We start from the raw sequence: 26,193 nt of genomic DNA on the forward strand, positions 1-26,193 counted from the left end.
GGGCTACGTCGGTAGCCCTTTTTATTTGCTTCACTGCCCGATATCGCGCAGCTTTTTGCCCGCCATCAGGTTCTTTTCGATATGCTCCAGCGTCACGTTTTTGGTCTCCGGGATAAGCCAGAACGTCACGCCGACAAACACCAGATTCAGCGCGGTATAGAGCCAGAAGGTGCCCGCCGCGCCGATATGGTCGATAAGCGTCAGGAATGTCGCGCCGATAATCATATTCGACACCCAGTTGGTGGTGGTCGAACAGGTGACGCCGAAATCGCGGCATTTCAGCGGCTGGATTTCCGAGCACAGGATCCAGACCACCGGCGCGGCGCTCATGGCGTAACCCGCGATACACATCATGGTCATGCCGACGGAAAGCCAGGAGATGCCGGTGGAGATTTCCCCGTGGTCAACTTTCATCAGGCAGTAGCCGAGCACCAGCGTGCCAAGCGCCATGACGCTAAAGCCGATTTTCAGCGCCGGTTTGCGGCCCGCTTTATCCACCGTAAACACCGCGATGAAGGTGGCCAGCATAAAGGTCAGCCCCACCACGACCGTTGCGATCATCTGCTCTTCGGTGCTGGCGAACCCCGCCATCTGGAAGATTTTCGGCGCGTAATACATGATGATGTTCATGCCGGTGAACTGCTGCATCGCCTGGAGCAGCATGCCGAGAAACACGGCGCGGCGCACGTTGCGGTTGGCGGTAAAAAGCGCCCAGCCGCCCTGCTTCACCTTCAGGCTGTCACGGATTTCATTGAGCTCCTCACGCGCTTTTTCCGAAGTATCGCGCAGCATGCGCAGCACGCGTTCTGCCTCGATGTTCATGCCTTTGGCCGCAAGCCAGCGCGGGCTGTTGGGCAAAAACACCACCATCACCAGCAGAATGACGGCGGGCAGCGCCAGTACGCCGAGCATGGCGCGCCAGTTGCCGCTGTAGCTCAGCGCGGTATCGGAAAGAAACGCCAGCAGAATGCCGAGCGTCACCATCAATTGATAAAGGCTAATCATTTTGCCGCGCACTTTCTCGGAGGCCATCTCTGAGAGATAGAGCGGCGCGGTGTAGGAGGCGATCCCGACCGCCACGCCTAAGATCACGCGGGCAGCCAGCAATATTTCCAGCGAATGGGCGAACGCCGAGCCGAGTGACCCGATAATAAACAGCGCCGCGCCCGCCAGCAGGCTGTATTTACGCCCAAGCCGCGACGAGAGCCAGCCGTTAAACAGCGCACCCAGCGCGGCACCGAGCATCATGCTGCTCACCACCCACTCCTGGGCGCGACTGCTTAAGCTGAAGTGATCGGTGATAAAGGGCAGCGCCCCGGCGATGACGCCGATATCGAGACCAAAGAGTAAACCCGCGACGGCGGCGGAAACCGAAACAAACAGATTCATGCGACGCGCTTTGCGTTCCTGAGCGCTGACAGCAGGCGTGACTTCACTTACCGAGGACATCTTTTCTCTCCCGTTAAAGGCAATCGGCCATTGCCATAACGGTAGTGGTAACGCCGGTAAACCGTCAGGCGGGAAACGGCGAAGATATGGATAAATTTGCTGTGGCAGTCCGTTTTGTGATGCAGGTTATAAAACCGAAAAATCGCTTCACCTCGCGCGATAACCCCGCATGACGGGAATTAATGTGACGTAACACGATAAAATTTGAACAGCAGACGTTTTGTCCACCGTTTATCTCATGGACAATCAGAGAGCTTTCTGTCTGTGTCACCGGTGTCAGGCAGGTAAATCGTGCAGGCTCAGGGCGCGGATGAGGAAAAAGCGTAGCGCGTTATTTCAGGCAGCGCGGAACTGGCCCCAAAATACGCTTAGCGTACTCAGGAGAATATATTCGTACTCTGCGTTAAAAAAGGCGGGAATAACGTAACGATGAAATAAGGAAAAAGTATTACGCTCGAATGAGGTCAGGCAAAACGTATTATCTGCGGGCTGGTGTAGCGACGGAAGAATAAAAACAGGAATATCCGCAGGCATTGCGTTTATTCCGGCAGTAAAACGTCAGCGGTGCCGAAAAAAGTGCCTGCGGATGAGACAGAGCGTCAGTGTTAAGAAATCAGATAACAGAATAATAACGCGGCGCGCCCGTTATACGCTCAGGTTCTGGGGTGCCGCAGCAGCTTCTTTACGTATTGCTGAAGCAATTCGGTGTCACGTTGCGGCACGTTGCTTTCAGGCTGAACGCCTTCGAGCGCCCCTTCCACACTGGCAATCAGCGTCTGCTGGGTATTGGGATCCAGATGACGCAGTAACGCGGTCACGACGATTTCCAGCGCCTCGACCTGGGCCACTAACTCTTTGGATTCTTCTTCCTTTTCAGCAAGCTTGACCAGTAGTTCAGCTATAAGATTTTTCATAACTGTCTTCCCGTGAAGTTGTTGCCACGACGTTATCATTCCCTTTTGAGGTTGCCTAGTGCTCGCCCGCGCTTTTTTTTCTGTCATCGCGGATTTGTGCGGCGCGACAAAAAATCGCCGTCAGCGAAACGTTTTACCAGCAAAATAAAGCGGCGGCCCAGAGAATAATCGCTGGCCGCCGCGATAACAGGAATTAATGACGCTGATAACAGCCACGTTATTATTAACGGCGTGCGTTTTTCCTTAATGCCGTACCGAATTGCCAGACGTTAATTAACAGTACCAGCGCCGTGGCGATAAATACCCAGCGATAGCCCGCCGCGGCGGAGATCCCGGCCCCCATCAGCGGCCCCAGCACGTTACCGAGATACATAAACGACTGGTTATAGCCAAAGATACGCCCGGTGACGTTATCCGAGGAGTATTTCACCAGCAGCGTCTGCACCGCCGGGAACATCGCGCCATCGGCGAAACCGAGCAAAAAGCGCAGCACCGCGAGCTGCATCGGCGAGGTGACAAACGACATCGCGAAAAACAGCACCACCGCCAGAATGAGCGTTGCCATCAACACCCGCGCGGTGCCAATGCGATCGCCCAGGCGCCCGAGGCGTGGCGCACTCAGCAATGCCGACACGCCCGGCACCGCCGCGATCATGCCGCTTAAAAACGCGATATTGCTGCTGTCGGGCGTCAGTTCCTTAATAAACAGCGCCAGAATCGGGCTGATGGAACCGTTAGAGAGCTGGATAACCATCGTCGTGATAAACAGGCTCAGCACCAGCCACGGCGCTGGCAGGCTTGCGAACACCGCTTTGCCGCTCAATTGTTCACCTCTGGCAAGCGCGGGCCGCACGCCCTCTTTAATCAGAAACAGCGTGACCGCGAAACTTATCATCAGCAGCAGCGCGGTAATCAAAAATACCGGGCGCAGCCCGACGCTGTCGGCGAGAAAACCGCCCATCAGCGGCCCCAGGATCACGCCGCTTATCTGCGCGGTAGAGAGCGTGCTGAGCGCCCAGCCGCTGCGATCGCGCGGCACCTGCGAGGCGACCAGCGCCATCGCGTTGGGAATATAGCCGGAGGTCAGCCCCATCAGCGCGCGCAGCGCGAAAAGCTGCCAGACGCTGGTGGCAAACGCCTGCAATAAAATCGCCACCGCCATACCGAGTGAGGCACGCAGCAGCATCAGCTTGCGGCCTTTGCGGTCGGCAAGGCTGCCCCAGAGCGGCGAGACGATAGCGGAAACCAGGAAAGTGACGCTGAAGGTAAGGCCCGACCAGAGCGACAGCGCCTCGTGCGACTGCACACCGAGTTCAGCGACATAAAGCGGCAGAAACGGAAGGATTTGGCTGATAGCCAGGCCCGTGAAAAAGCAGCCAAACCAGACGGAGATAAGGTTAACCTTCCAGGATTCCATACGCGCGCTATGTCTAAGTCAATGATGTCTCAGGGTATCAGGATATGCCGCGGTGTTAGTGCATAAGCGTGCGGCCTGTAATATTTTGGACGCTTATTATTAATATAAAATCATTTGTGACATTTATCACACCAAAGCGCGTCCTGCGCCGACGATTCTCCTTAGCGGCAAATGCCAAAACCGCGCATCCCTAAGTGAAAATGGTTGGCGTGAGCGGCGTTGTAGTCCGGCCCGAGCGCATTACCAAAGTAAAGACAGCTCTGACCAAACAGCGCGCGCAGCGTCTCGCCGCGCGTGCCGCTCTCCTTCCAGCCTTTCAGCACGCTTATCTGCTGGCCGTTGGCGAAGCGAAACGCGCTGACGTCCAGCGCGTCCGCCGTCGCGTGCTCGCTTAAGCGCGCATTGGCGCGGTGATAAATATTGCGGCAGGCGTAACTGCCATAGTGATCGATGCGCACCAGCGGGCTGCCCATCATCGACGCGCTAATCGGTTTCGCCTGCTGCTGCACATACATGGCGCTGCTGAGCGCCAGCGGGCAGCTGGCAAGAAACGAACTGCTGAGTTTAACCTCGCCGAAGCGTAGCACCCGCACGGGGGCCGCCAGCGGGCAGTCGCCCTGGGTGGGCGTCTGGACGCGGTACTGGATCATGTCCCGCTTACGGGCTTCATCGAGCAGCGCCAGACACGCCTGCGGGTTATTCGCCATCTGGCGCAGTTTATAGCGCGTCACCATCGTCGGCGGGTCAAGCGGCGAGAGCGGCGCGAACGGGTTATACCAGGCCGGCAGAGAGTCATAAAGCCAGACGCCTGCGAGCGCCGTTAACGCCAGGGTTGTCACCATCGCTATCCCTTTTTTCGCCATGCCACCGCCAGAAAACCAGACACAAAATCAAAGTATAACCGCTGTGCGCCGCACGACGCCGTTGCCCGCCACGAACCACATGAATCCGCCTGCCGGGCGTGCTATGTTGTGGACTTTCGTCTGCTTTAAGGATGGGTTGTAAAAATGGCAAAACTGCGCGTGGGCATTGTGTTTGGCGGAAAATCAGCGGAGCACGAGGTGTCGCTTCAGTCGGCGAAGAATATCGTCGATGCGATTGATAAAGAAAAATTCGACGTCGTGCTGCTGGGCATTGATAAACAGGGCCAGTGGCATGTGAACGACGCGTCCCGTTATCTGCTGAACGCGGAAGATCCGGCGCGCATCGCCCTGCACCGCTCCGAGAAAAATGTCGCGCTGATCCCAGGGCTCAGCGAGCAGCAACTCATCGAATCAGACAACCGCCAGGCGCTGCCGCAGCTGGATGTGATTTTCCCGATTGTTCACGGCACGCTCGGCGAAGACGGCTCGCTGCAGGGCATGCTGCGCATGGCGAACATTCCGTTTGTCGGCTCCGGCGTGCTCGGCTCGGCGGTGAGCATGGATAAAGACGTCGCCAAACGCCTGCTGCGCGATGCCGGTCTTGCGGTCGCGCCTTTTATCACGCTGACCCGCGCCAACCGCCAGCGCATCACTTTTGAAGACGTGAAAGCGCAGCTCGGCCTGCCGCTGTTCGTGAAGCCCGCGAACCAGGGATCTTCCGTCGGCGTCAGTAAAGTGAATGACGAAGCGCAGTATCACGCCGCCGTCGCGCTGGCATTTGAATTCGACCATAAAGTGGTGGTGGAAACCGGCATCAAAGGCCGTGAGATCGAGTGCGCGGTGCTCGGCAATGATTCACCGCAAGCGAGCACCTGCGGCGAAATCGTGGTGAGCAGCGAGTTTTACTCTTACGACATCAAATACATCGACGATCAGGCCGCCCGCGTGGTGGTGCCTGCGGATATTGCGCCTGACGTGAATGAGAAGATCCGCGCTATCGCGATTCGCGCGTTTCAGGCGCTGGAGTGCGCCGGGCTCGCGCGTGTTGACGTGTTCCTGACGCCGGACAACGAAGTGATCATCAATGAGATCAACACCCTGCCAGGCTTTACCAATATCAGCATGTATCCGAAGCTGTGGCAGGCGAGCGGCATTGGTTACCAGGAATTGATTACCCGCCTGATTGAACTGGCGCTGGAGCGCCACCAGGCCGATGCGGCGCTGAAAAGCTCCATCACCGGCTAAGCCGTAAGCGTTACTCTTCCGCCGCGTTCGATTCTTCCGGGCGACGGCGGATAATAAAACCCGCAATCCAGAAACAGATAATCCACGTCACCAGCCCCACCGCATAGGTTTGCCACCCTTTCGCCTCAAATCCCAGCAGGCCAATCACGCCGTTCATAATAAAAATCAGGCCCAGTGCGACCGCATAAAAGTGCCAGTCACGGCGAATTTTGGCAGAGAGTTGCATGGTTGCTCCGAAAGCGTCAAAAAAAGCATCTTCGCACATCGCGTCATGGCTGTCTGTGGCCCGCGTCGCGCGGTGTGACGCGCGTTACGGTTACGCGTAAAGACGTTTAAAAGCGTCAAAAAACGCTTGTCAGCGCAGCGGTAATTGCCCGTTATCAGGCAAGAAAAGTCTGAATGTTAACCAATTATTAACGCAGTTACAGAAATGTGAGAATCGACATAATTTTGACATTCAGGAGTAATCTGCCCGCCAAATTACCACGAATCCGATATTGACAAATAAAATCTCCTGCCAAACTTCCCCCTGTAGCACCCTGGCGTTACGTCAGTACGAAGGTAAAACCCCGGAGGTCTGTATGGCTGAGATATCGTTACCCAAACCCATAATCGCCGGGAAACCAGGAAGATCCACCGCGCTTGGCAACATTGCTTACGCGCTGTTTGTGCTGTTCTCTTTCTGGGTTGGCGCGCAACTCCTGAATGTCGTGGTACATGCACCGGGCGTTCTGGATAATCTCATGCAGATGCAGGAGAGCGGCCGTCCGCAAATCAAAATGGGGCTGGCTGTCGGCACCATCTTTGCGCTGGTGCCGTTTCTCGCAGGCTGCGTCTTTGCGATGGTCATGGCGTTTTTCTTCCGCCTGCGACGTCGTCGCTTTTAACCTTTACTCATACAGCGTGCCCGACGGTCGTCCACACGCTTCGCAAACCACGCCGTGGTGAGCTGACGCGTGATCTTCGGGCTTTCCAGTTGAATGCCAGGCAGTATTTCTCGTGGCAGCGTTCGGCCCGCGCGTTTATCCGCGAGCGCGAAAACCTTCTTATAAATTTCGCTGTCGCTGAAATCCTCGCTATCCCCTTTCGCCAGCGCCCGATGGATCTCGCTATCGCTCATATCAAGCTGGCCGGCCAGTTTGCGCACCGCGTTTTCGGTCGCACCCGGCTCGCTGTTGTCATAGCGAATAAGATCGCCGTCAAGCGCCAGTTTCACACCACTCGCCTTACTGACGGCATTCTGGAACGCCGCATTGCGGCTCGCATACCAGCCCGCGTTGAAATCCGCGAAGCGATAGAGCGGACGTGAATAGTCCACCGGATAGTTCAGCAGATGATAAATACCAAACCACAGCCCGCCTCGACGGGTAAAGACCTCCTGGCGCAGCGTGCCGTCGATGTCATACGGATAGCCGCGCGCGTGCTGTTCGGCGAACGCAATGCTGACCTGCATCGGCCCGCCGGTGTGCACCGGGTTTAAGTTGCCGAACAGCGTCTGTCCAAGCGGCACCATGCCGATGAAATCATCAAAAATGGCGCTCAGTTCGCGCTCGGATTTCACGTTATCGAGCCGCTCGCTGTAGCTTTTACCGTTCGGGGATTTGATAAGCAGCGCGGTGTGCACCACAAAGGCGGGAATGTGCAGCTTACCGGCGCGGCGCTCGATCTCCTTCCAGGCTATCTTGCCAAGCCCCGGCACCTGAGGGTCAGCCTGATAATTGGACTCCTGCTCCGCCACCGCCAGCACCGAACAGATGTTCTCTTCGGTTGCCGGGATTTTCTGCGTCTCAAACGCGCGGGCGATGTCGCGCGCCCAGCCGTCGCGATCTTTCACACTCGCCGGCATTTTTTGCTTCACTACGGCGCGCACGTCGAGCGGTTTCGCGCCCTTTTCAGTGGTCGTGGTCTGGCTGGTACACCCCGCAAGCGTGAGCAGCGCGGTAAGCGTCAGAAGACGAAAACGGGTGGGCAAGGCAAACGTGGCGGCCATGATAATCCTGTCTGGCTGGGTTCAGGGCGTTTACCCTGCCACGTTTTTGCCGCCGCGAAAAGCGGATCGCTCCGAAGACGCAGCGGCAAACCGTCCTTACAGCGCTTCCTGCGCCTCGGGTTCGGGGTCGGGTTTATCGTTCAGCGTGCGCTCAAAGCTGCGCAGACGTTTGTAGATAGACATCAGCTCAACAAGCGTGGTCCAGGAGCTAATCAGATACTGGAACGCGCCGCGCACTTCGCCAAACACGTTGCTTATCTGCGTCATCAGCCCAAGCGTAATCGACCCTGCCGCAATGGACGGGAACATCAGGAACAGACCGAAAATCGCATCCACCTGGAGGTAGAGAATGCGGACGATGTTGAAATAGGTGTAGTGGAAATAGAGCCGGAAATAGTTAAAGCGCACGTTGCTGAACAGCGCTTGCACCGTTTGCGGATCGGCGCGCGTCGGATCGTCTTCGCCATAAACCAGCTCTTTACGATAGGCCGCCTCAACGCGCTGATTGCGAAACTCCAGGCCCGGCAGCTTAATGCCGACCAGCGCCAGCAGACCGGTGCCCATCAGCGCCCAGACGATTGCGGCGATAACCAGCCCGTAAGGCACCTCGCCCACTACCGGCAGTTCTTTCACGTGCGGCGAGAGCGCCACCAGCACCGGCAGAAAGGCAATCAGCGTCATCACGGCTTTCAACAGCGACACGCCCATATCTTCAACCGTGGAGGCGAAACGCATGGTGTCTTCCTGCACACGCTGCGCGGCGCCTTCGATATGGCGCAGCCGCGGCCAGTGTTCCATGTAATATTCGTTCATGGCGGTACGCCAGCGGAAGATGTAGTGGCTGATGAAAAAATAGTTCAACACGCCCACGGTGACGTAGATAAGCGCAATGCCTAGGAACACCATGAGCCCGCTGTAAAACTGGCCGATTTTGACTTTGTTGGGCGCGCCGAGCGCGGTCTGGATCAGGTCAAAGAACGGCGCATACCAGGCGTTAATGGTGACCGTAAGTTCCACCATAAACCAGGTGACGAAAATCAGCAGCGCCGAACCCAGCACCGACCAGCGCTGCCAGCGGTGCGGGCAATAGACGCGCCAGAAGGCGGCGAACAGCCCCACGCAAAGCGCGTAGTAGGCATAGAAAAGAATAAAGTTGCCTGACCAGAAACGGGCCGCGCTGATGGGCAGTTCGCCCGCCACGCCGAACCGTTCGGCAAGCCAGCCGCCGCCCATCTGCCAGACGACGAAGGCCAGCATCGCCCAGATCAGCGCCGAAAGAAAAAAAGCGCCGGGACGAGGGAAAAAGGATTTAAACATCAATCGCTCCTGCAAATATTTTTGTTTTTGCTGTTGCTGTATAGCCTGTGCCCTGCGCGTGCGGCAGGGGGTACTGAGTGTAACGCGGCAGGCAACGGCTACGCCGCCCGGCGTGTTTCCAAAAGTGTAACGGCGCGCCAGTTACCCGCGCCGTCATGAGACAAACCCCGCGCCGTTTAGTTCGCCTGCCAGGCGTCCAGAATCACATCCGTATTCAGTACGCGCAGCGGGTTACCGGGTACGGTCAGCGTGCTCCACACGTCGTTGTAGTGATCGATAAGCACCGGGGCGGCAGCCGCGCGGCGATCGGCGGTGGTATGGGCGTCGCCTGCGACCGTCACCTGAAACCCGCGGCTCGCCGCCTGTTTGAGCGTGGTATCGACGCAGTAATCGCTGGCGCAGCCGCATACCACGAACGCGTCAATGTGATGCTCGCGCAGCAGCGCCTCAAGCGGCGTGCGGTAAAAGGCGTCGCAGGCGGTTTTGGTCACGCGCAGGGCGTTTTGCGGCACGTTGAGCTCCGGCAGAAACGCGAACCCTGGCGAGTCTTCTTCCAGCCCGCCTGGCTCCGTATGCTGAATGATGATGACCTGCTCCGCGCCCGCCATCAGTTGGTTAATGCGGGCGACGCGCCCGTCGCGGTCAAAACGCGGCGTGGCGAAAACGCCGTTTTGCATATCGATAACCATCACAACCCGTGGTACAGACATCATGCACTCCTTCTCAGGGAAAGCAGGAGATTATCACAGGCAACGCACGCGGCACCGTCGGAAAAATTTTGCGCAAAAAAAACGAGCTGTTACGCATCGTTACGTTTTTTCAGGGGCTGGCACGCTTTTCGGGCCTTTGCAGATCCGCGCGCAGTAGTATAAATACCCTCTGTTCCCGCTCACTGAATGGATTGCTTCGTTGAAACGTTGTCTGCTCTCCTGCGCCCTGCTGATAAGCGCAGCTTTTTCTGCGGCCCAGGCCGCGCAAACCTCGCCTGACCCGGTCTTCGCGTCTGATATCGTTGACCGTTACGCCAACCATATTTTCTACGGCAGCGGCGCCACCGGCATGGCGATTGTCGTGATTGATGGCAATCAGCGCGTGTTCCGAAGCTTCGGCGAAACGCGCCCCGGCAATAACGTGCGCCCGCAGCTCGACTCGGTTATCCGCATCGCCTCGCTCACCAAACTGATGACCAGCGAAATGCTGGTGAAAATGCTCGATCAGGGCGTGGTGAAGCTTAACGATCCGCTGAGCCGCTACGCGCCGCCCGGTGCGCGCGTGCCGACCTATCAGGGCGAGCCAATTCGACTGGTGAATCTCGCCACGCATACGAGCGGCCTGCCCCGCGAGCAGCCCGGCGGCGCGGCGAAGCGCCCGGTGTTTGTCTGGCCCACGCGCGAGCAGCGCTGGCAGTGGCTCTCCACCGCATCGTTAAAAGCGGCACCTGGCGCCACGGCGTCTTATTCCAACCTCGCGTTCGATCTGCTGGCCGATGCGCTGGCCAACGCCGCGGGCAAGCCTTATACCCAACTCTTTGAAGAGCAGATAACCCGCCCGCTTGGCATGAAAGACACCACCTTCACGCCGTCGCCGGATCAGTGCAAACGCCTGATGATCGCGGAAAAAGGCGCGAGCCCGTGCAACAACACGCTGGCGGCCATCGGCAGCGGCGGCGTTTACTCCACGCCGGACGACATGATGCGTTGGATGCAGCAGTTCCTGGCATCCGATTTCCATCGCCGCAGCTCGCAGGCGGACCGGATGCAGACGCTGATTTATCAACGTACGCAGTTAACCCGCGTCGTCGGCATGGACGTGCCGGGTAAAGCGGACGCGCTGGGGCTCGGCTGGGTGTACATGGCACCGAAAGACGGGCGTCCTGGCATCATTCAGAAAACCGGGGGCGGCGGCGGCTTTATCACCTACATGGCGATGATCCCGCAGAGCAATATTGGCGCTTTCGTGGTAGTGACCCGCTCGCCGCTGACGCGCTTTACTAATATGAGCGACGGGATAAACGATCTGGTGACGGAACTGAGCGGCAACAAACCGCTCCAAACGCCTGCCCTGTAAAGCAATAACGGCGCCTGTGCGGCGCCGTTATGTTTCAGTAGTTGAGCGGCAGTTTGTTGACCGCCACCAGCTTGCCTTTCTGCATTTCAATGTATTTGCCTTTTCGCAACTCCGCGAGTATCTCAGCGATGACCGAACGGGAAATATGGGTATGGTTCTGAATATGGTGAATAACGCCCACCTGCGCGCGCACTTCGGGGCTCCAGGCCGCCATCGTTAACAGCGTGGAACGGATCTGTGAATAGGTCGTCGTGCCGATAAAGTGCGCGTCGCGCCACTCAAACCAGCGCATCAGCCAGGTCTGCCAGTGACAGAATGACTTCCACAGCTGGCGATGTTCGATGATTTCAATTGCCCGGCGAACCGGCATTCGAAAGCCGCGACAGGGGGTTTCCGTTATCAGGGTATAGCGAAGCGGCTCCGGGATCACCGCATCAGAAAAGCTTAAATAGAGCGGCGAAGTCATTAAATCGACGTGAATATGGTTCTCTTCACGCCAGACATTGAGGCTCCCTTCCTTAAAAAACCAGCACTGTTGCTCGCCCTGCTCGTTGATAAACGAGAGTTCGCAATGGGCGTCAATATCAAACGGCGTTCCTGATGGGGCCAGATGACGCTGAAGAGCGTCGAGATGATGTAGGGGTTTTACCAGATCTAACACGCGAGATATCCATTTCAGGTGTGTTGGGGAGGAACTGCCTGTCCACATGGGACAGGCAGCTTTTGACGCTAACTGCAGAAATTACCAGGTGTATTTGACGCCAACGTTCGCGGCCCAGTCCTGGTCCACATCGCCACCGCCGAGGTAGTTCGCATCGGCATAGGCGCTGAAGTTTTTGGTGAAGCTGAACTTACCGCCAAGCCCTGCGCGTACTGCGGAGCCTTCCATGCCGTTATCGATATTGTCGCCGTTGACATCGGCGTCGTTACCGCTGGCATCGTCATAGACATAGGCCAGTTTGGCATACGGCGTGAAGGACTGATCGTTGCCGTAGTTGAAGGTGTAACCCAGATCTGCGCCCAGTTCATAACGCAGGCTGTCGTAAGACTGGCTGTTGACGCGCATATCGTTGCTCAGCTGATAGCCGTCGCCATCCTGGAACAGGCCAGAGATGCTGGCGTACGGGGTCAGATAACCCTGCGTATTGAACTGCCAGTCATAGCCCAGTTTCAGGCCAAAGCCCCAGGCATCGGAGGACGCATCACCGGAGACCGCCTGGCCGTTGCTCATCACGGCGCTCAAATCGTTGCTGTAATGGCTGTAGCTCAGGGTGGTATCCAGGAAGACATTGTTGGCGAACTGCGCGGAAGAATAGAGACGCGCGGACTGGCTGTCCTGATCAACGCTGCCGCTGTGATCGTCCATATCCCCTTTCGCAAAGCCCGCTGCCGCGCCGATCATCCATTTGGCGTAGTTGCCTTCCACCAGTTTATCGAGACCAACCATCAGGCCGTTGACATCCTGGTTGTAGCTCAGCTCGCCGTTATCGCCGTTGAAGTTACCGCCAAAGTAGGTCACCCATGCGCCACCGTTATCCCCTGGCGTATGACGGCCCTGCGCAAGACGCGTGCTCAGCACATCCTGTTCCAGATTCCAGATATTGGTATTGGCGGAAGGAATGCTCAGCGCCATGTTGGCGTAGTCGGTCAGCTCACGCTGTTTCAACACTACGGTGTCGCCCTGCTGCTGCGCCTCGTAGGTGTACGCGCCCAGATCCGCTTTGTTGGCGGCGGTAAAGCGCGCGGATGTCGCGTCGTTATCGTCATACACCCGTATCACTTCGTTGCCTTTATAATCAGCAATCGAGCCCGCGCCAGTGGCGTTATCGATACGCACCCGGTAGTTGCCCGCCACATCGCCGTTTACCGCCAGATGACCATCTGAGTTGAGCGCAATCACGCCCTCGTCATAGTCTTTCTGATGCGGATCGTTGGTGACGTAACGCGCGTTATTCAGTGATGCATCAAGCACATAGTCACGGCTTGCGACGTTAAGCACGCCGTCGTCGGTCAGCACGACGTTATCCGCATCCACCTGACCGAGGCCCAGATTAAGCTGCGCGCCGTTAGCAACGGTGAGCGTGTTGGCGTACAGCGACGCGGTTTCTTCCGTGAGCGTCGCCTGACTACCGCTGTCCAGCGTCAGGGAATCGGTCGCCACCGCGCCATCATCGCCGATGTTCAGCGTCGAAGCATTGGTCAGCGTGATGGAATCCGCCAGCAGCGATGAGCTTTCAACGTTAACCTGTGAATGATTATCCACCACCAGCGCGTCGATATTAGACACTTTACGGGTATCCCATTCGGAGCCGTTTGTCAGCGTCACGTTGAAAATACCGCTCTGATAGACTTCATTGCCCGTCACGTGGCCCGCTTCGTTAAACGCGGTATCGCTGTTTTCGATGCCATACGTGGAGCCAGGCCAGATGCTGTTTGGCTGATAGTCATACAGCTCGGCGGTCGCTTCGACATTAGAAATCGCCGCACCCACCCATTTGCTGCCGTTGGTGAGCGTCACGTCCAGGCGGTCGGTATTATCCCAGCCGTTAGAATCCAGCGTACCGTCGCCGTTCACGTCATAGGCATCAACGTGCGTGATGACCGGGTTGCCGTCTTGATCCAGCGTAACGCGGTCATACCCGCCAAAGTTTTCATCAAAGGAGCTTTCGAAATAGATGTCGCCGTTAATGGTTGATCTGTCGAAAGAGGCCGTCGTCTGCATTGAGTTATCAGCAGCCGGATTAGCAATCACCGCAAGCGCGATATCATCCGCAGTAATGGCGTTATCGTAATCACTGGCTTTACCCGTGTGGCCATAAAAACCACTGGTGCCTTCATCCGTCCATGAGCCGGAGCTCAGCACAGAATCTTTTACCACAATGCTGTTATTAAAAATTTCACCGCTATTTGAGCCAGTCGGCGATGTCACATCCTGATTATCTTCCCATTCATATCCCTGCGTCAGCGTAATACCCGCAACATGAGAATTATTTTGAATAACCAGATCGGTTTCCTGATCGAGCGTAATTGCCGTGCCGAGATCAAAAACATCCATAGACGCCGTCGTTTTATCATCGGCGTTATAATAGGTATAGTGCTCAAAGTCATCGTCAATAGTGGAATTATCGACGGTTAATGCGAGACGGTTATAGAGATAATCCCCGGTGCGGTTATCGCAGTTTTCCGTCATGCATTGTGAGGTAATCATCCCGTGGATAGTGCTGTCTTTAATGGTCAGCGCGTTAGGGTTGGTATTATTACTGGTGCCCTCATCAAGATACCAGGTGGAAATAACGCCATCGACATGCGCGCCGGAAATTTGCGGATAAATATTGCCATTATAATAATCAGAGCCGTAATCGTAACCGACATAGCCCTGATACATAATACCGCCGTCATAATAAAACGTGTCGTAGCTTTTGCCTGAAATATCCGTGGCAGCGGAGGCCTGAGAAGCGATAGCCATCGTGCAGGCCACGGCTAATTGTGAGACTACAAGTTTCTTTTTCCAGGAGTGCATTTATCATCCCTCCTCAGGGACGTCACAAAGTTGGTCCATCAAATGGTTTGCCGTAATACAAGCGTGATGTATTAACGATAAAATTATGCACGCTGAAAAATTAAAGGTTCAATTCTTCTTTACCAATTGTACGAATCCGCACTCTTTTATTATTTAGGAATAAAACCGGTTTCTCTCTCGTTATCCCTTTATACCTTATCAGACGAAAAACCCTTCATTTTGATTATCGCCAAAATATTGTTTATTTAAATATCCACTCCTGGAATATTGGCTTTAAAAATAAAATAGCCCTCAGTTATAACACTTCCCTGCCGTTTCGTTGCCCGGGCTTTTACGCTTCCCCTGACGATACTCATCTATAATATGAATATCTTAATGGCATGGAGAAAGTGAATCTAATGAATGAAAAACTTCAGCACGCCGCAAAACAGGCCGGTATCTGGCTGAATCAACACGGGCTACGACTGGCGACGGCCGAATCCTGTACCGGTGGGCTTATTACGTACACCCTGTGCGCCACCGAAGACACCACCGCCTTTTATTCGAGCGGTTTTATCACTTACACCAATGAAGCCAAGCAGCGCATGTTAGGCGTGAAAGAAGAGACGCTGCGCCTCTATACCGCCGTCAGCGAACAGACGGTGCATGAGATGGCGGCGGGCGCCCGCGAGCGTTCGGGCGAGGATGTCAGCCTCGCGGTGAGTGGTTATGCCGGGCCATCCGGCGGTGAAGACGGCACGCCGCCAGGCACCGTGTGGTTTGGCTGGGGCATGCCGGGCGAGGAAACCGTAGCGGAAAAGCGTCATTTCAATGGCGATCCGAAAACCGTTATCGATCAGGCGGCGGTCTTCGCGCTGGAGCGCCTTATTGAACTGCTTAAAGAACGCGTTTCATAATGCGCGCGCCAGGGTCTGCCGTGAAAACGCCCCGGCAGGCCTTGTCCGTTGCGGGCGCGCGTGATTTAGCGCCCACAATCGTCAAACATCCCTTCCTGTTTCGGGTTAAAATAAAGCCTGTCCCATTTCTCTGATAAGAAGCAATTATGGCCGATTTTTCATTGAGTTCCCGCCCGCGCCGCCTGCGTCAGAACGCCTCGCTGCGCGCCATGTTTGAAGAAACCTCGTTAAGCCGCAACGATCTGGTACTGCCGATTTTCGTTGAGGAAGAGCTGGACGACTACAAACCGATCGCCGCCATGCCGGGCGTAATGCGCATCCCGGAAAGATACCTCGCCCGTGAAATTGAGCGTATTGCGAAAGCGGGCATCCGCTCCGTGATGACCTTCGGGATTTCGCACCACACCGATGAGTGCGGTAGCGACACCTGGAATGAAAACGGTCTGGTGGCGCGTATGTCGCGTATCGCCAAAGACGCCGTGCCGGAAATGGTCGTGATGTCTGACACCTGCTTTTGCGAATATACCAGCCACGGCCACTGCGGCGTGCTGTGCGAACACGGCGTGGACAACGACGCGACCCTGGTCAACCTGGGCCGTCAGGCAGTGGTTGCTGCCGCTGCAGGTGCCGATTTTATCGCGCCTTCCGCCGCGATGGACGGCCAGGTGAAAGCCATCCGTCAGGCGCTCGACGCCGCGGGCTTCACGGATACGGCTATCTTCTCCTACTCCACAAAATTCGCGTCGTCGTTCTACGGCCCGTTCCGCGAAGCGGCGGGCACCGCGCTGAAAGGCGATCGTAAAACTTATCAGATGAGCCCGATGAACCGCCGCGAAGCGATCCGCGAATCGCTGCTGGATGAAGCCGAAGGCGCGGACGCGCTGATGGTCAAACCGGCGGGCGCTTATCTCGACATCCTGCGCGACGTGCGCGAGCGCACCAGCCTGCCGCTTGGCGCTTATCAGGTGAGCGGCGAATACGCGATGATCAAATTCGCCGCCCAGGCGGGCGCGATTGACGAAGAGAAAGTGATCCTGGAAAGCCTCGGCGCTATCAAGCGCGCGGGCGCGGATCTTATCTTCAGCTACTTCGCGCTCGATCTGGCCGAGAAAAACATCCTCTGACCTGTCGCGGCGGGCGTTCTGTCCGCCGCGTTTTCTCCTTCTTAACACGCTGTGACCGTTCCTTCACGCCCCTGACATGCGGCCGTCATCTTCCGGGTCTATCACTGTTCGCAGACGGTTCCCGAGGAGACACAACCGTGTTCAGCATCGACAACGTTCTTGACGATCTTTACCCCCAGAAAACCCCCGCCCCGTGGCTGAAAAAAACGCTCAAACGCCTGCTGTATGAACAAGAGTTTCAGCAATTCGCCGCCCGCCATCGCCATCTCAAAGGGCTCGATATGGTCGAGCAGGTGCTGGAGCATCTCGATATTCGCTGCGATCTGCCAGCCCGCTCGCTTGAGCAGATCCCGGATAACGGGCCGCTGGTGATTGTCGCCAACCACCCGACCGGCACCGCCGACGGGCTGGCGCTGCTCTACGCCATTTCCCGCGTGCGGCGCGACGTGCGCGTGGTGGCGAACCGGATGCTGAGCCATCTGGAGCCGCTGTCGTCGCTCTTTATCGCCGTGGATAACATCGGCAACCGCACCCGCAAAACCGCCATTAAAGAGATGGAGGCGCATCTTGAACGCGGCGGCGCGCTGATTTTCTTTCCCGCAGGCGAGGTGTCGCGCCCTGGCCCTGACGGTATCCAGGACGGCGTCTGGAACGCCGGTTTTGTGAAGCTCGCAAGCCGATACCGCGCGCCGGTGCTGCCGGTGCATATCGCCGGGCGCAACAGTCTCGCGTTTTACGGCGCGGCGCTGGTCGCCCCGCCGCTCGCCATGCTGATGCTTATTCGCGAAATGTTTCGCAAGCGCGGCACGACGCTGCCAGTCAATATTGGCGAGCGTATCCCGTGGAGCGCCTGGCATGATGCAAACGCACATCCGCGTGACGCGGCGGCGCGTTTTCGCCAGCATGTTTCACGGCTGGGCAAAGGACAGCCGGGCTGCTTTAAAACCGAATGCGGCATCGCGCGCCCGGAAGACCGGGCCGTGCTGCGCCGGGCGCTGGCCCAGGCGGAGACGCTGGGCGAGACGCCGGACGGCAAAACCATTTATCTGTGGCGACGCAACGGGATGGAAGAAGCGCCGGTGCTGCGCGAGCTGGGGCGGCTTCGTGAAATCGCCTTTCGCGCCGTGGGCGAAGGCAGCGGCAAGCGGCGCGATACCGACGCCTACGACGACGACTACTGGCATCTGGTGTTATGGGACGACGCGGCGCTGGAGATTGTCGGCGCGTACCGGTTTATCCCGACAGCGCAACAGGTGGCGCAGCGTGGCCCGCAGGGGCTTTACAGCTACAGTCTGTTTCATTACGACGAGCGGATGGAAGATATTTTAAGCCAGGGGATTGAGCTTGGCCGCAGCTTTATCCAGCCGCAATACTGGGGACGCCGCGGGCTTGATTATTTATGGTCGGGCATCGGCGCGTATCTGGCGCGCTACCCGCAATACCGTTATCTCTTCGGGCCGGTGTCTATCTCCGGCGGCCTGCCGCCTGCCGCGCGGGATCTGCTGGTCGCGTTTTACCGGCTCTGGTTCCCGGCGCAGCACCCACTCGCCGCCTCGCGTCGCCCTTACCCGGTGTCACTGCCGGAGGCGCTGGCGCAGTTTGGCGGCGAAAGTTATCAGGAAGATTTAACGCGTCTGAAGTCGCTGCTGGGGAATCTGGGTTGCGGTATTCCGCCGCTTTACAAGCAATATTCAGAGTTGTGCGAGCCGGGCGGCGTGCAGTTTATCGATTTTGGCAGCGATCCGGCGTTTAATGATTGTGTGGACGGGCTGGTGTTAGTGGATTTAACGCGCCTTAAAGCGTCACGTCGTGAGCGATATATCGGCACGCCCGCGCCGGCGGTTGAATCACCCTAATCGGTGTTGTTGGCGGGTGCGCTTCGCTTACCCGCCCTACAAATCACGTTACGTTACGCTAATCGTAGGGTGGGTAAGCGAAGCGCACCCACCTTTTTTCCGCCCGGGCGTTAATCGGTTGGTAAGGTGGATGGTTTTGCTCCGGCTAAAAAAAATCGGCCCCTCAGGGCCGATTTCCGCCGGGAGCCGGGATTGCAAAGGGGGCGGCGGCGAGCCCCCTTTGCACGTTCGCGTGAGCAAAGCGCCCACATGAAGGCGACTTTATGGCGAACGGAACCTATTCACCGCCCTGGTATATATTCCCTCATACCGACGCTCTTTCTGAACGAGATCGAGAAACCCCGAACGGCGGGTGCGCTTCGCTTACCCGCCCTACAAACAACACCATTCTCATCGTAGGGTGGGTAAGCAAAGCGCACCCACCATTCAGCCCGCACGCCGCCCATAAAAAAACCCCCGGCAAGCCGGGGGTTTGATTTACTGGGGGAATCGTAAAACTTATGCAGCAGGCTGGGCAGCCGGTTTAGCAGCATCGTGTTTCACTGCTTTTTTGTGGTGCTTTTTCGCAGCCTGAGCTTTCTGCTCTACAGCCGGTTTCTGAGCGGCTGCTTTTTTGTGGTGCTTTTTGGCAGCCTGAGCTTTCTGCTCAGCAGCCGGTTTCTGCTCAGCGGCTTTCTTGTGGTGCTTTTTCGCAGCCTGAGCTTTCTGCTCTACGGCTTTTTTATGCGATTTTTTGTGATGCGTTTTTGCAGCAGGCGCTTTAGCCGGTGCAGCAGTGGTGGTAGTGGTTGCAGCAGCAGCCGGAGCCGGTGCAGCAGTGTTATCAGCAGCGAACGCAGCAGCAGACAGACCCATAGTGGCGGCAACAACCAGCGCTAATACTTTTTTCATCTCTATACCCTCGAATTGGCTTTTAGTTACCCCGCGTCGGGGCTCTGGAAATCACTATAGAGAACCCGTGCCGCCGCTTCAGTGAGTGATTGGTATCGGCGTGTAACCGAATGTACAAGCGCTACGCAAAAGAAAGGGCGCCGCAGCGCCCTCGGTTTAACCGGCCCGGTAAAAGGGCTTGTCGCCAAGGATAGTCGCGCGGTGCATCACGCGCCGGGCGGGGAGATAATCGGCGTTGGCGTAGTGCTGCGTCACGCGGTTATCCCACAGCGCCACGTCGTTTTCCTGCCAGCGCCAGCGCACCTGGAATTCCGGCTTTGTAATATGCGCGAAAAGAAAATTCAGCAGCGCATCGCTCTCTTTGGGCGACACATCGACAATGCGCGTCGTAAAGCCTTCGTTCACAAACAGCGCCTGCTTGCCGCTCACCGGATGCGTGCGCACCACCGGGTGCAGCAGCGGCGGGTTTTTCTCCACCGCCGTGATCCAGCGCTGATGCTCTTCCTCTGTTTTCGTATGCTTCCACTCCGGGAACGACTTACGGAAATCGTGCTCGGCGCGCAGGCCGCTTAACAACTGCTGAAACGGGGCGGAGAGCGCCTCAAACGCCGCGATGCCGCTCGTCCAGAGCGTATCGCCGCCGGTGGGCGGCAGCGCTTTCGCCGCCAGGATTGCGCCCGCGGGCGGCGTGTCGATAAAGGTCACGTCGGTATGCCAGTTATCGTTATCCGGCGGGTTATCGTTATGCGTATCCAGCACGATAATCTCCTCCACGCCTTCCGCATGCGGGTAGACCGGGTGGATATGCAGATCGCCAAAGCGCATCGCCAGCGCCCGCTGCTGCTGCGGGGTAATCGGCTGATCGCGCACGAACAACACCTGATGGCGGATGAGCGCGTGATACAGCTGCTCGAACTGACTGTCGCTCAGCGGTCGCGCCAGGTTGATATCGGAAACCAGGGCGCCGATATACGGCCCCAGCGGCGTGATGGTTATGCGTTCGCTCATTGCGTTTCTCCATGCCAGGGCGTCAGACGGCGCGTCAGCGCGCGCAGCCCCAGTTCTAAAATAAAAGCCACCAGGGCTATCACCGCGATGCCCGCCAGCACGACATCTGTCGCCAGGAACTCACCGGCGGACTGCACCATAAACCCAAGCCCGCGCGTGGCGGCGATAAGCTCGGCGGCGACCAGCGTCGACCAGCCGACCCCAAGCCCGATGCGCAGGCCGGTTAAAATCTCCGGCAGCGCGCCGGGCAGAATCACATGCCACAGCAGCTGCCAGCGGCTCGCGCCTAAGGACTGCGCCGCGCGGATACGCACCTGCTGCGCGCTCTTCACGCCCGCCAGCGCCGACATCGCCACCGGCGCGAAAATCGCCAGATAGATCAGCAACACTTTGGAGGTTTCGCCGATGCCGAACCAGATAACCATTAGCGGCAGATAGGCGAGCGGCGGAATGGGCCGGTACAGTTCAATCAGCGGGTCGAGAATGGCGCGCAGCGTCGGGTTAAGCCCCATGGCGATGCCCACCGGAATGCCGATAAGCGCCGCGGCCAGCAGCGCGGTCAGCATGCGGCCCAGGCTCGCGCCCAGATGCGCCCAGAGCGTGGCGTCCATAAAGCCCTGCGGCCCGGCAATGGTAATGAGCTGGCGCAGCACCTGCTGCGGCGCGGGCAGAAACAGCGGGCTCACCAGTTGCAGCGCCGTCGCCGCCCACCAGAGCGCCAGCAGCGCGCCGAGCGTGGCGAGGCTTATCGTCACCGGGCGTACGGCCACACGGCGGCGGCGCACCGGCGTGCGCGCCGCGTTATCGTTAATCAGTACGCTCATAGACGCTCTCCCGTAATTCAAAGACCCGGCTCAGAACATATTCGCGACGGGCGATAAATGCCGGATCGGATTTAATGGCGCGCGCCGGTTCGCCCGCGACAAACCGCCTCGCAAAATCAAGGCTCAGCCGCTCCTGCACGCGCCCTGGCCCCGGCGACAGCAGCACGAGATCGGTCGCCATAAACACGGCTTCTTCGATGTCATGGGTAATGAGCAGAACCTTTTTGCCGCTTATCGCCCACAGGCGCAGCAGCAGCGTCTGCATCTGCTCGCGGGTAAAGGCGTCCAGCGCGCCGAAGGGTTCATCCAGCAGCAGCAGTTGCGGGTCGGCCGCCAGCGCGCGGGCGATGCCGACACGCTGCCGCTGCCCACCGGAAAGCTGCCAGATAAAGCGGTTTTCCGCGCCCTCAAGCCCTACTTTCGCAAGCATCTGGCGCGCCAGCGCGCGGCGTTCTTCACGACCGACGCCCTGAAGCTGTAACCCGAACGCGACGTTATCGAGCACGCTGCGCCACGGCAGCAGCCCCTCATGCTGAAACACCACGCCGCGATCGGCGCCTGGCCCGGTGACGGCGCGGCCATCGAGCGTAATGTTGCCCGTTTCCACCGGTAAAAAACCCGCGATGAGATTCAGCAGCGTGGTTTTGCCGCAGCCGGACGGGCCGAGCACCACCAGCAGCTCGCCGTCATTAAGCGTCAGGCTGATATCGGCAAGCGCGGGCTTGCCGTCGAAACTCGCGTGAAGGTGAGAGACCTGTAGCATCGCGCCCCCTTACGGCTGAGCCAGCGGCTTCACAAAGCGATCGGTGACGAACGCGCGGTAATCCTGCCCGGCCTGCGCCACTTTGCCCTGCGCTTTTAAAAACGCGGCGGTGTCGACAATCGCCTGATTAACCGGCCCGTTAAGCTGCTCCACCTGCTGGCTGGCGGGAAGATAGGTATTGCCCTTCACCAGCCCCGGCACATCGCCCTGCGGCACGCCGCTTAAGCGCGCGAGCTTCTCAAGATGATCCGGCTGCGTAAGCCAGCCGTCGGGGTTGTCGAGATACCCGCGCTGGGCCGCCAGCGCGCTGCGGGCAAAGGCGGTGACCACTTCCGGGTGTTTTTCGGCGAAGTCTTTACGCACCACCCAGACATCCAGCGTCGGCGAGCCCCACTTCCCCACCTGCGAGGAGTCGGTCAGCACCGTACCCTCTTTTTCCAGCGCGTTAACGGCCGGTGCCCAGACGTAAGCGCCGTCGATATCGCCCCGCTGCCAGGCGGCGATGATCGCCGGCGGCTGAAGGTTAACGATGCTCAGTTGATCCGGTCGAATGCCCCAGTGTTTCAGCGCCGCCAGCAGGCTGTAGTGGGTGGTGGAGATAAACGGCACCGCGATGCGTTTGCCGATGAGATCCTGCGGTGTGCGAATCGATTTTTTCACCACCAGCGCCTCGGAGTTGCCAAGCTGTGAGGCGAGCAGAAACACTTCAATGGGGACATTCTGGCTTGCCGCGACGGCGAGCGGGCTGGAGCCGATATTGCCTATCTGCACGTCGCCCGAGGCGAGCGCGCGCACCACGCTGGCCCCGCTGTCGAATTTACGCCACTCGACCGTCGCGCCGCTCTCTTTAGCGAAGGTGTTATCCGCCTGCGCCACTTTGGCGGGTTCGGCGGAGGTCTGATACGCGACGGTGACATTTACCGCCTGCGCCTGAAATGCCCACAGCGCCAGCGCGCCGATGAGCGTAATACGCGATGTGATTGCCATACTGTCTGCCCCTGTAGTCTCTTGTTATACGGGCAGTATTTCCGCTGCGGGACATCAGTTGAAGGAATAAAAAAGCATCGCTAATACCGAATCGTTTTTAGAAAAAAACCGGCAAAGATTAGTTAATTTTGTGCGATGGGAAGAGGTGCAGGAGTGAGGATTGGGATGCCGGGTGCGTGGCGCTCTCCCATTTCATCGTAGGGTGAGTAAGCGAAGCGCACCCACCGTTTTTCCGCCCGGCCACAACGCGGACGGCAAGGTGGATGGTTTTACTCCGGCTAAAAAAATCGGCCCTCCGGGCCGATTTCCGCCGGGAGCCGGGATTGCAAAGGGGTCGGCGGCGAGCCCCCTTTGCACGTTCGCGTGAGAGAACGGCACAGAGGGAAATGACGTGATGGCGAACGGAACGATTTCACCGGCCTTCCCTATGCGCCCCGCTCCCTAACTGGCGGGTGCGCTTCGCTTACCCGCCCTACAATTCAGGTCATCTTCTGGTAAAAAAAACGGCGGGTGCGGCTTCGCTTACCCGCCCTACAAAATAGATGCCCAGGTTATGTAGGCCGGGTAAGCGAAGCGCACCCGGCATTTCCCTTAACGCTGCGCGCGCAGCGCCGCGATATCCGCAGGCGTGGTGCGGCAACAACCGCCAATCAGCGCCGCGCCCGCCGCGCGCCACTCCCCCAGATAATGCGCCAGCGTCTGGCAGGCGTGCCCGTCGTGACGCCAGGTTTTGCTCACCGCGTCATACTGCTCGCCGGAGTTCGGGTACACTACCAGCGGCAGCCGGGTGGCGTCATGCAGACGCGCCAGCGCGGCAGTGGTTTTCTCCAGCGCCACGCAGTTGATGCCGAGCGCCACAATCTGCGTATACGGCGCGAGCGCGGCCGCCACATCACTAAGCGGCGTGCCGTCGCTGATGTGGTCGCTGTCGCGAAGCGTAAAGGTAAACCACGCGCGCGCCTGCGGGTAGCTTTCCAGCAGCGCGGCGAGCGCCAGCGCTTCCGGGAGCGACGGCAGCGTTTCGCAGGCCAGCAGATCCACGCCCGCCTCAAGGAGCGCCTCCACGCGCGGACGATGGAAATCCGCAAACTCCGCCGCCGAAAGCGCATAGTCGCCGCGGTATTCCGAGCCGTCCGCCAGGTACGCGCCATACGGCCCGACGGAGCCTGCCACCAGCAGCGGTCCGGCATCCGGCTGTTCGTGGTAATAATCGTCACGCGCCTGACGCGCCAGTTCGACGCTTCGCGCAATCAGCGCCCGTGACTGCGCCTCATCCAGCCCGCGCGCGGCAAAACCGGCTGGCGTCGCCTGGTAGCTGGCGGTAATGGCGCACTGCGCCCCGGCGCGGAAGTAATCAAGATGCACCGCGTAAATCAGCTCCGGCTGCTCCATCAGGACTTTCGCCGACCATAAACTGTCAGCGAGATTACAGCCGCGCGCTTCCAGTTCGGTTGCGAGCGCGCCGTCCAGCACCACAAACGGCTGCTGGCTTAAGAGCGGGGTTAACGGGTTATTCAGCAACATGGCGAGGCTCCTCGGTGCGGCGCGTGCGGAAAAATTGCGTCAGATAATACGCGCCGTAGCAGAACGCCACAAACGGCAGCCCGCACCAGAGCGCGATGCGCTGGCCCGGATCGAACGCCAGCCCGACGCAGGCGATAAAACAGAGCGCGAAGCCCAGCACCGGCGTCAGCGGGTACCAGGGCGCGCGGTAATGTAATTCGTTGAGCGCCCGGCCCTCGGCCAGATGACGGCGACGGAACATAAAATGCGCGGCGCAAATGCTGAGCCAAACCGCCACCACCGCGAAACCGGAAATCGCCGAGAGCGCCACAAAGACCGTATCCGGCGCCACGATGCTGGAAAACAGCGCCAGCACGCCGCCCAGCATACTCACCGACAGCGCCGTCAGCGGCACGCCGCGACGCGTGAGGCGCGAAAAACCGCGCGGCAGCGTGCGCTCGTTGGCAAGCGACCAGAGCATCCGCCCGGAGGCGTAAAGCCCCGAATTCGCCGCGGACAAAATCGCGGTGAGGATCACGAAGTTAATGATATCGGCGGCGTACGGAATGCCGATTTTCTCAAACACCAGCACGAACGGGCTTTTCACCACGCCCGCCTGATCCATCGGGATCAGCGCCGCCAGCACCAGCACGGTGCCAAGGAAGAAAATCACCAGCCGCACGATGGTCGTGCGAATCGCAACCGGCACCACCTGCTGCGGGTTTTCGGTTTCACCGGCCGCGATGCCGATAAGCTCGGTGCCGGAAAACGCGAAGTTCACCGCCACCATCGTCATCAGGATCGGCAGCGTTCCGGCGGGGAACCAGCCCGCGGCGGTCAGGTTATGGAACAGCGGCGCGGGCGAGCCATCTTTCATCGGCAGAATGCCGAACATCGCCGCCCCGCCCAGCACGATAAACGCCACGATAGTGATGACTTTGATAAGCGAAAACCAGAATTCTCCCTCGGCGAACAGCCGCGTGGAGAAAACATTCAGCCCGAAAATCACCACGCAGAAGACCAGACACCAGACCCACACCGGCACCTGCGGAAACCAGTACTGCATACAGAACCCGGCGGCGGTAAAGCTTGAGCCGAGCGCCACGGTCCAGGTGAGCCAGTAGAGCCAGGCGACGGTATAGCCGGTCGCCGGGCCCAGATAGCGCGCCGCGTAGACGTGAAACGCGCCGGTTTCCGGCATGGCGACGGCCAGCTCGCCGAGGCACTGCATCACCAGCCAGACCACCAGCGCGCCGATAAGATACGCCAGCAGCGTGCCCGCCGCCCCGGTCGTGGAAATAATATAGCCGGTATTAAAGAACAGCCCGGTGCCGATAACGCCCCCCAGTGAGAGCATCACCAGATGACGGGCCTTCATGGTGCGTTGTAGCTGCTGCGATTCCTGCATAAACCCTTCTATACGTTCAGACGTCTAAACATCCATAACTGAACGTTATACCGGGAAGCGGTGCGAAATGCAAAAGCCGTCGTGCGCTCAGCCACTTATGCGCAACTGCCCTCGCCTGATTATTCACCGCATACATACTTCGCAACACCCT

General features: G+C 58.4%; 23 protein-coding genes. 6 read left to right on the forward strand and 17 right to left on the reverse strand.

Annotated elements, in window-relative coordinates:
- Positions 1-30: 30 nt before the first annotated feature.
- From G6041_RS10670 to G6041_RS10685, 4 genes are all read right to left on the reverse strand, one after another.
- The gene (locus G6041_RS10670) at positions 31-1,449 is read right to left on the reverse strand and encodes a sugar porter family MFS transporter (protein WP_012125520.1); all 1,419 of its coding nucleotides are present in this window, start codon (positions 1,447-1,449) and stop codon (positions 31-33) included.
- Positions 1,450-2,102: 653 nt separating this feature from the next.
- On the reverse strand, positions 2,103-2,363 hold the full coding sequence (iraP, locus tag G6041_RS10675) for an anti-adapter protein IraP (RefSeq protein WP_004386850.1): 261 nt from the start codon (positions 2,361-2,363) through the stop codon (positions 2,103-2,105).
- A 223-nt stretch (positions 2,364-2,586) separates the two neighbouring features.
- The gene (locus G6041_RS10680; protein WP_004386851.1) at positions 2,587-3,780 is read right to left on the reverse strand and encodes a multidrug efflux MFS transporter; all 1,194 of its coding nucleotides are present in this window, start codon (positions 3,778-3,780) and stop codon (positions 2,587-2,589) included.
- A gap of 161 nt (positions 3,781-3,941) precedes the next feature.
- Entirely contained in the window at positions 3,942-4,643 is a 702-nt protein-coding gene (locus G6041_RS10685; protein WP_004386852.1) for an extensin-like domain-containing protein, read from the reverse strand.
- A 144-nt stretch (positions 4,644-4,787) separates the two neighbouring features.
- Between G6041_RS10685 and ddlA the strand changes: the two genes are divergently transcribed.
- Positions 4,788-5,888, forward strand: coding sequence for a D-alanine--D-alanine ligase (gene ddlA / locus G6041_RS10690; protein ID WP_012125523.1), 1,101 nt, complete (start codon positions 4,788-4,790; stop codon positions 5,886-5,888).
- Between the two features lie 10 nt (positions 5,889-5,898).
- On the opposite strand, the gene G6041_RS10695 is transcribed toward ddlA, so the two are convergent.
- The gene (locus tag G6041_RS10695; RefSeq protein ID WP_041460733.1) at positions 5,899-6,114 is read right to left on the reverse strand and encodes a DUF2754 family protein; all 216 of its coding nucleotides are present in this window, start codon (positions 6,112-6,114) and stop codon (positions 5,899-5,901) included.
- A 355-nt stretch (positions 6,115-6,469) separates the two neighbouring features.
- On the opposite strand from G6041_RS10695, the gene G6041_RS10700 reads away from it, so the two are divergent.
- Positions 6,470-6,775 carry a DUF2755 family protein gene (locus tag G6041_RS10700; RefSeq protein ID WP_004386855.1) on the forward strand — a complete coding sequence of 102 codons (306 nt, stop codon included), beginning with the start codon at positions 6,470-6,472 and terminating at the stop codon, positions 6,773-6,775.
- Here G6041_RS10700 and G6041_RS10705 read toward each other — a convergent pair.
- From G6041_RS10705 to G6041_RS10715, 3 genes are all read right to left on the reverse strand, one after another.
- Complete coding sequence (locus G6041_RS10705) at positions 6,772-7,878, reverse strand: DUF1615 domain-containing protein (protein ID WP_012125525.1); 1,107 nt, start codon at positions 7,876-7,878, stop codon at positions 6,772-6,774. The genes G6041_RS10700 and G6041_RS10705 overlap by 4 nt on opposite strands.
- A 96-nt stretch (positions 7,879-7,974) precedes the next feature.
- Positions 7,975-9,195, reverse strand: a complete 1,221-nt coding sequence (gene sbmA, locus G6041_RS10710) for a peptide antibiotic transporter SbmA (protein ID WP_012125526.1) — start codon at positions 9,193-9,195, stop codon at positions 7,975-7,977.
- A 176-nt stretch (positions 9,196-9,371) separates the two neighbouring features.
- On the reverse strand, positions 9,372-9,905 hold the full coding sequence (locus G6041_RS10715) for an isochorismatase family protein (RefSeq protein ID WP_041460592.1): 534 nt from the start codon (positions 9,903-9,905) through the stop codon (positions 9,372-9,374).
- Between the two features lie 199 nt (positions 9,906-10,104).
- Here G6041_RS10715 and ampH point away from each other — a divergent pair, with 199 nt between their 5' ends.
- Positions 10,105-11,262 carry a D-alanyl-D-alanine-carboxypeptidase/endopeptidase AmpH gene (gene ampH / locus G6041_RS10720; RefSeq protein WP_012125528.1) on the forward strand — a complete coding sequence of 386 codons (1,158 nt, stop codon included), beginning with the start codon at positions 10,105-10,107 and terminating at the stop codon, positions 11,260-11,262.
- 34 nt (positions 11,263-11,296) lie between these two features.
- Here the strand turns inward: ampH and G6041_RS10725 are convergent, their stop codons facing one another.
- Entirely contained in the window at positions 11,297-11,923 is a 627-nt protein-coding gene (locus tag G6041_RS10725) for a helix-turn-helix domain-containing protein (protein ID WP_004386860.1), read from the reverse strand.
- 81 nt (positions 11,924-12,004) lie between these two features.
- A complete protein-coding gene (locus tag G6041_RS10730) occupies positions 12,005-14,782 on the reverse strand; it encodes an autotransporter outer membrane beta-barrel domain-containing protein (protein ID WP_012125529.1) in 2,778 nt (925 codons plus the stop codon).
- 398 nt (positions 14,783-15,180) lie between these two features.
- Between G6041_RS10730 and G6041_RS10735 the strand changes: the two genes are divergently transcribed.
- The 3 genes from G6041_RS10735 (at position 15,181) to G6041_RS10745 (ending at position 18,658) form a co-directional block, all read left to right on the forward strand.
- Positions 15,181-15,678 (forward strand): CinA family protein, encoded by a 498-nt coding sequence (locus tag G6041_RS10735; protein ID WP_041460593.1) that lies wholly within the window; start codon positions 15,181-15,183, stop codon positions 15,676-15,678.
- A gap of 146 nt (positions 15,679-15,824) precedes the next feature.
- Positions 15,825-16,802, forward strand: a complete 978-nt coding sequence (hemB, locus tag G6041_RS10740) for a porphobilinogen synthase (protein ID WP_004386863.1) — start codon at positions 15,825-15,827, stop codon at positions 16,800-16,802.
- 137 nt (positions 16,803-16,939) lie between these two features.
- Positions 16,940-18,658 carry a lysophospholipid acyltransferase family protein gene (locus G6041_RS10745; protein ID WP_012125532.1) on the forward strand — a complete coding sequence of 573 codons (1,719 nt, stop codon included), beginning with the start codon at positions 16,940-16,942 and terminating at the stop codon, positions 18,656-18,658.
- A 498-nt stretch (positions 18,659-19,156) separates the two neighbouring features.
- Here the strand turns inward: G6041_RS10745 and asr are convergent, their stop codons facing one another.
- The 7 genes from asr to mmuP all read right to left on the reverse strand — a co-directional run bounded on the left by asr (position 19,157) and on the right by mmuP (position 26,042).
- Complete coding sequence (gene asr, locus G6041_RS10750; RefSeq protein WP_007781213.1) at positions 19,157-19,549, reverse strand: acid resistance repetitive basic protein Asr; 393 nt, start codon at positions 19,547-19,549, stop codon at positions 19,157-19,159.
- Between the two features lie 156 nt (positions 19,550-19,705).
- On the reverse strand, positions 19,706-20,557 hold the full coding sequence (tauD, locus tag G6041_RS10755; RefSeq protein WP_012125533.1) for a taurine dioxygenase: 852 nt from the start codon (positions 20,555-20,557) through the stop codon (positions 19,706-19,708).
- Entirely contained in the window at positions 20,554-21,381 is an 828-nt protein-coding gene (tauC, locus tag G6041_RS10760; RefSeq protein WP_004386805.1) for a taurine ABC transporter permease TauC, read from the reverse strand. Before tauC ends, tauD begins: the two co-directional genes overlap by 4 nt.
- A complete protein-coding gene (tauB, locus tag G6041_RS10765; protein WP_012125534.1) occupies positions 21,365-22,144 on the reverse strand; it encodes a taurine ABC transporter ATP-binding subunit in 780 nt (259 codons plus the stop codon). Before tauB ends, tauC begins: the two co-directional genes overlap by 17 nt.
- Before the next feature lie 9 nt (positions 22,145-22,153).
- A complete protein-coding gene (gene tauA / locus G6041_RS10770; RefSeq protein WP_012125535.1) occupies positions 22,154-23,131 on the reverse strand; it encodes a taurine ABC transporter substrate-binding protein in 978 nt (325 codons plus the stop codon).
- A 591-nt stretch (positions 23,132-23,722) separates the two neighbouring features.
- The gene (mmuM, locus tag G6041_RS10775; RefSeq protein ID WP_012125536.1) at positions 23,723-24,655 is read right to left on the reverse strand and encodes a homocysteine S-methyltransferase; all 933 of its coding nucleotides are present in this window, start codon (positions 24,653-24,655) and stop codon (positions 23,723-23,725) included.
- A complete protein-coding gene (mmuP, locus tag G6041_RS10780) occupies positions 24,642-26,042 on the reverse strand; it encodes an S-methylmethionine permease (RefSeq protein ID WP_007865064.1) in 1,401 nt (466 codons plus the stop codon). Before mmuP ends, mmuM begins: the two co-directional genes overlap by 14 nt.
- Positions 26,043-26,193: the final 151 nt, after the last annotated feature.

Source organism: Cronobacter sp. HA18003 (genome assembly GCF_011605905.1).
In the GTDB taxonomy this organism is placed as follows: domain Bacteria; phylum Pseudomonadota; class Gammaproteobacteria; order Enterobacterales; family Enterobacteriaceae; genus Cronobacter; species Cronobacter sakazakii.

Excerpts from the sequence above, each read along its gene's own strand:
- G6041_RS10670 (WP_012125520.1), bottom strand. The coding sequence starts at position 1,449 with ATGTCCTCGGTAAGTGAAGTCACGCCTGCTGTCAGCGCTCAGGAACGC.
- iraP (WP_004386850.1), bottom strand. The coding sequence starts at position 2,363 with ATGAAAAATCTTATAGCTGAACTACTGGTCAAGCTTGCTGAAAAGGAA.
- G6041_RS10680 (WP_004386851.1), bottom strand. The coding sequence starts at position 3,780 with ATGGAATCCTGGAAGGTTAACCTTATCTCCGTCTGGTTTGGCTGCTTT.
- G6041_RS10685 (WP_004386852.1), bottom strand. The coding sequence starts at position 4,643 with ATGGCGAAAAAAGGGATAGCGATGGTGACAACCCTGGCGTTAACGGCG.
- ddlA (WP_012125523.1), top strand. The coding sequence starts at position 4,788 with ATGGCAAAACTGCGCGTGGGCATTGTGTTTGGCGGAAAATCAGCGGAG.
- G6041_RS10695 (WP_041460733.1), bottom strand. The coding sequence starts at position 6,114 with ATGCAACTCTCTGCCAAAATTCGCCGTGACTGGCACTTTTATGCGGTC.
- G6041_RS10700 (WP_004386855.1), top strand. The coding sequence starts at position 6,470 with ATGGCTGAGATATCGTTACCCAAACCCATAATCGCCGGGAAACCAGGA.
- G6041_RS10705 (WP_012125525.1), bottom strand. The coding sequence starts at position 7,878 with ATGGCCGCCACGTTTGCCTTGCCCACCCGTTTTCGTCTTCTGACGCTT.
- sbmA (WP_012125526.1), bottom strand. The coding sequence starts at position 9,195 with ATGTTTAAATCCTTTTTCCCTCGTCCCGGCGCTTTTTTTCTTTCGGCG.
- G6041_RS10715 (WP_041460592.1), bottom strand. The coding sequence starts at position 9,905 with ATGTCTGTACCACGGGTTGTGATGGTTATCGATATGCAAAACGGCGTT.
- G6041_RS10730 (WP_012125529.1), bottom strand. The coding sequence starts at position 14,782 with ATGCACTCCTGGAAAAAGAAACTTGTAGTCTCACAATTAGCCGTGGCC.
- G6041_RS10735 (WP_041460593.1), top strand. The coding sequence starts at position 15,181 with ATGAATGAAAAACTTCAGCACGCCGCAAAACAGGCCGGTATCTGGCTG.
- hemB (WP_004386863.1), top strand. The coding sequence starts at position 15,825 with ATGGCCGATTTTTCATTGAGTTCCCGCCCGCGCCGCCTGCGTCAGAAC.
- asr (WP_007781213.1), bottom strand. The coding sequence starts at position 19,549 with ATGAAAAAAGTATTAGCGCTGGTTGTTGCCGCCACTATGGGTCTGTCT.
- tauD (WP_012125533.1), bottom strand. The coding sequence starts at position 20,557 with ATGAGCGAACGCATAACCATCACGCCGCTGGGGCCGTATATCGGCGCC.
- tauC (WP_004386805.1), bottom strand. The coding sequence starts at position 21,381 with ATGAGCGTACTGATTAACGATAACGCGGCGCGCACGCCGGTGCGCCGC.
- tauB (WP_012125534.1), bottom strand. The coding sequence starts at position 22,144 with ATGCTACAGGTCTCTCACCTTCACGCGAGTTTCGACGGCAAGCCCGCG.
- tauA (WP_012125535.1), bottom strand. The coding sequence starts at position 23,131 with ATGGCAATCACATCGCGTATTACGCTCATCGGCGCGCTGGCGCTGTGG.
- mmuM (WP_012125536.1), bottom strand. The coding sequence starts at position 24,655 with ATGTTGCTGAATAACCCGTTAACCCCGCTCTTAAGCCAGCAGCCGTTT.
- mmuP (WP_007865064.1), bottom strand. The coding sequence starts at position 26,042 with ATGCAGGAATCGCAGCAGCTACAACGCACCATGAAGGCCCGTCATCTG.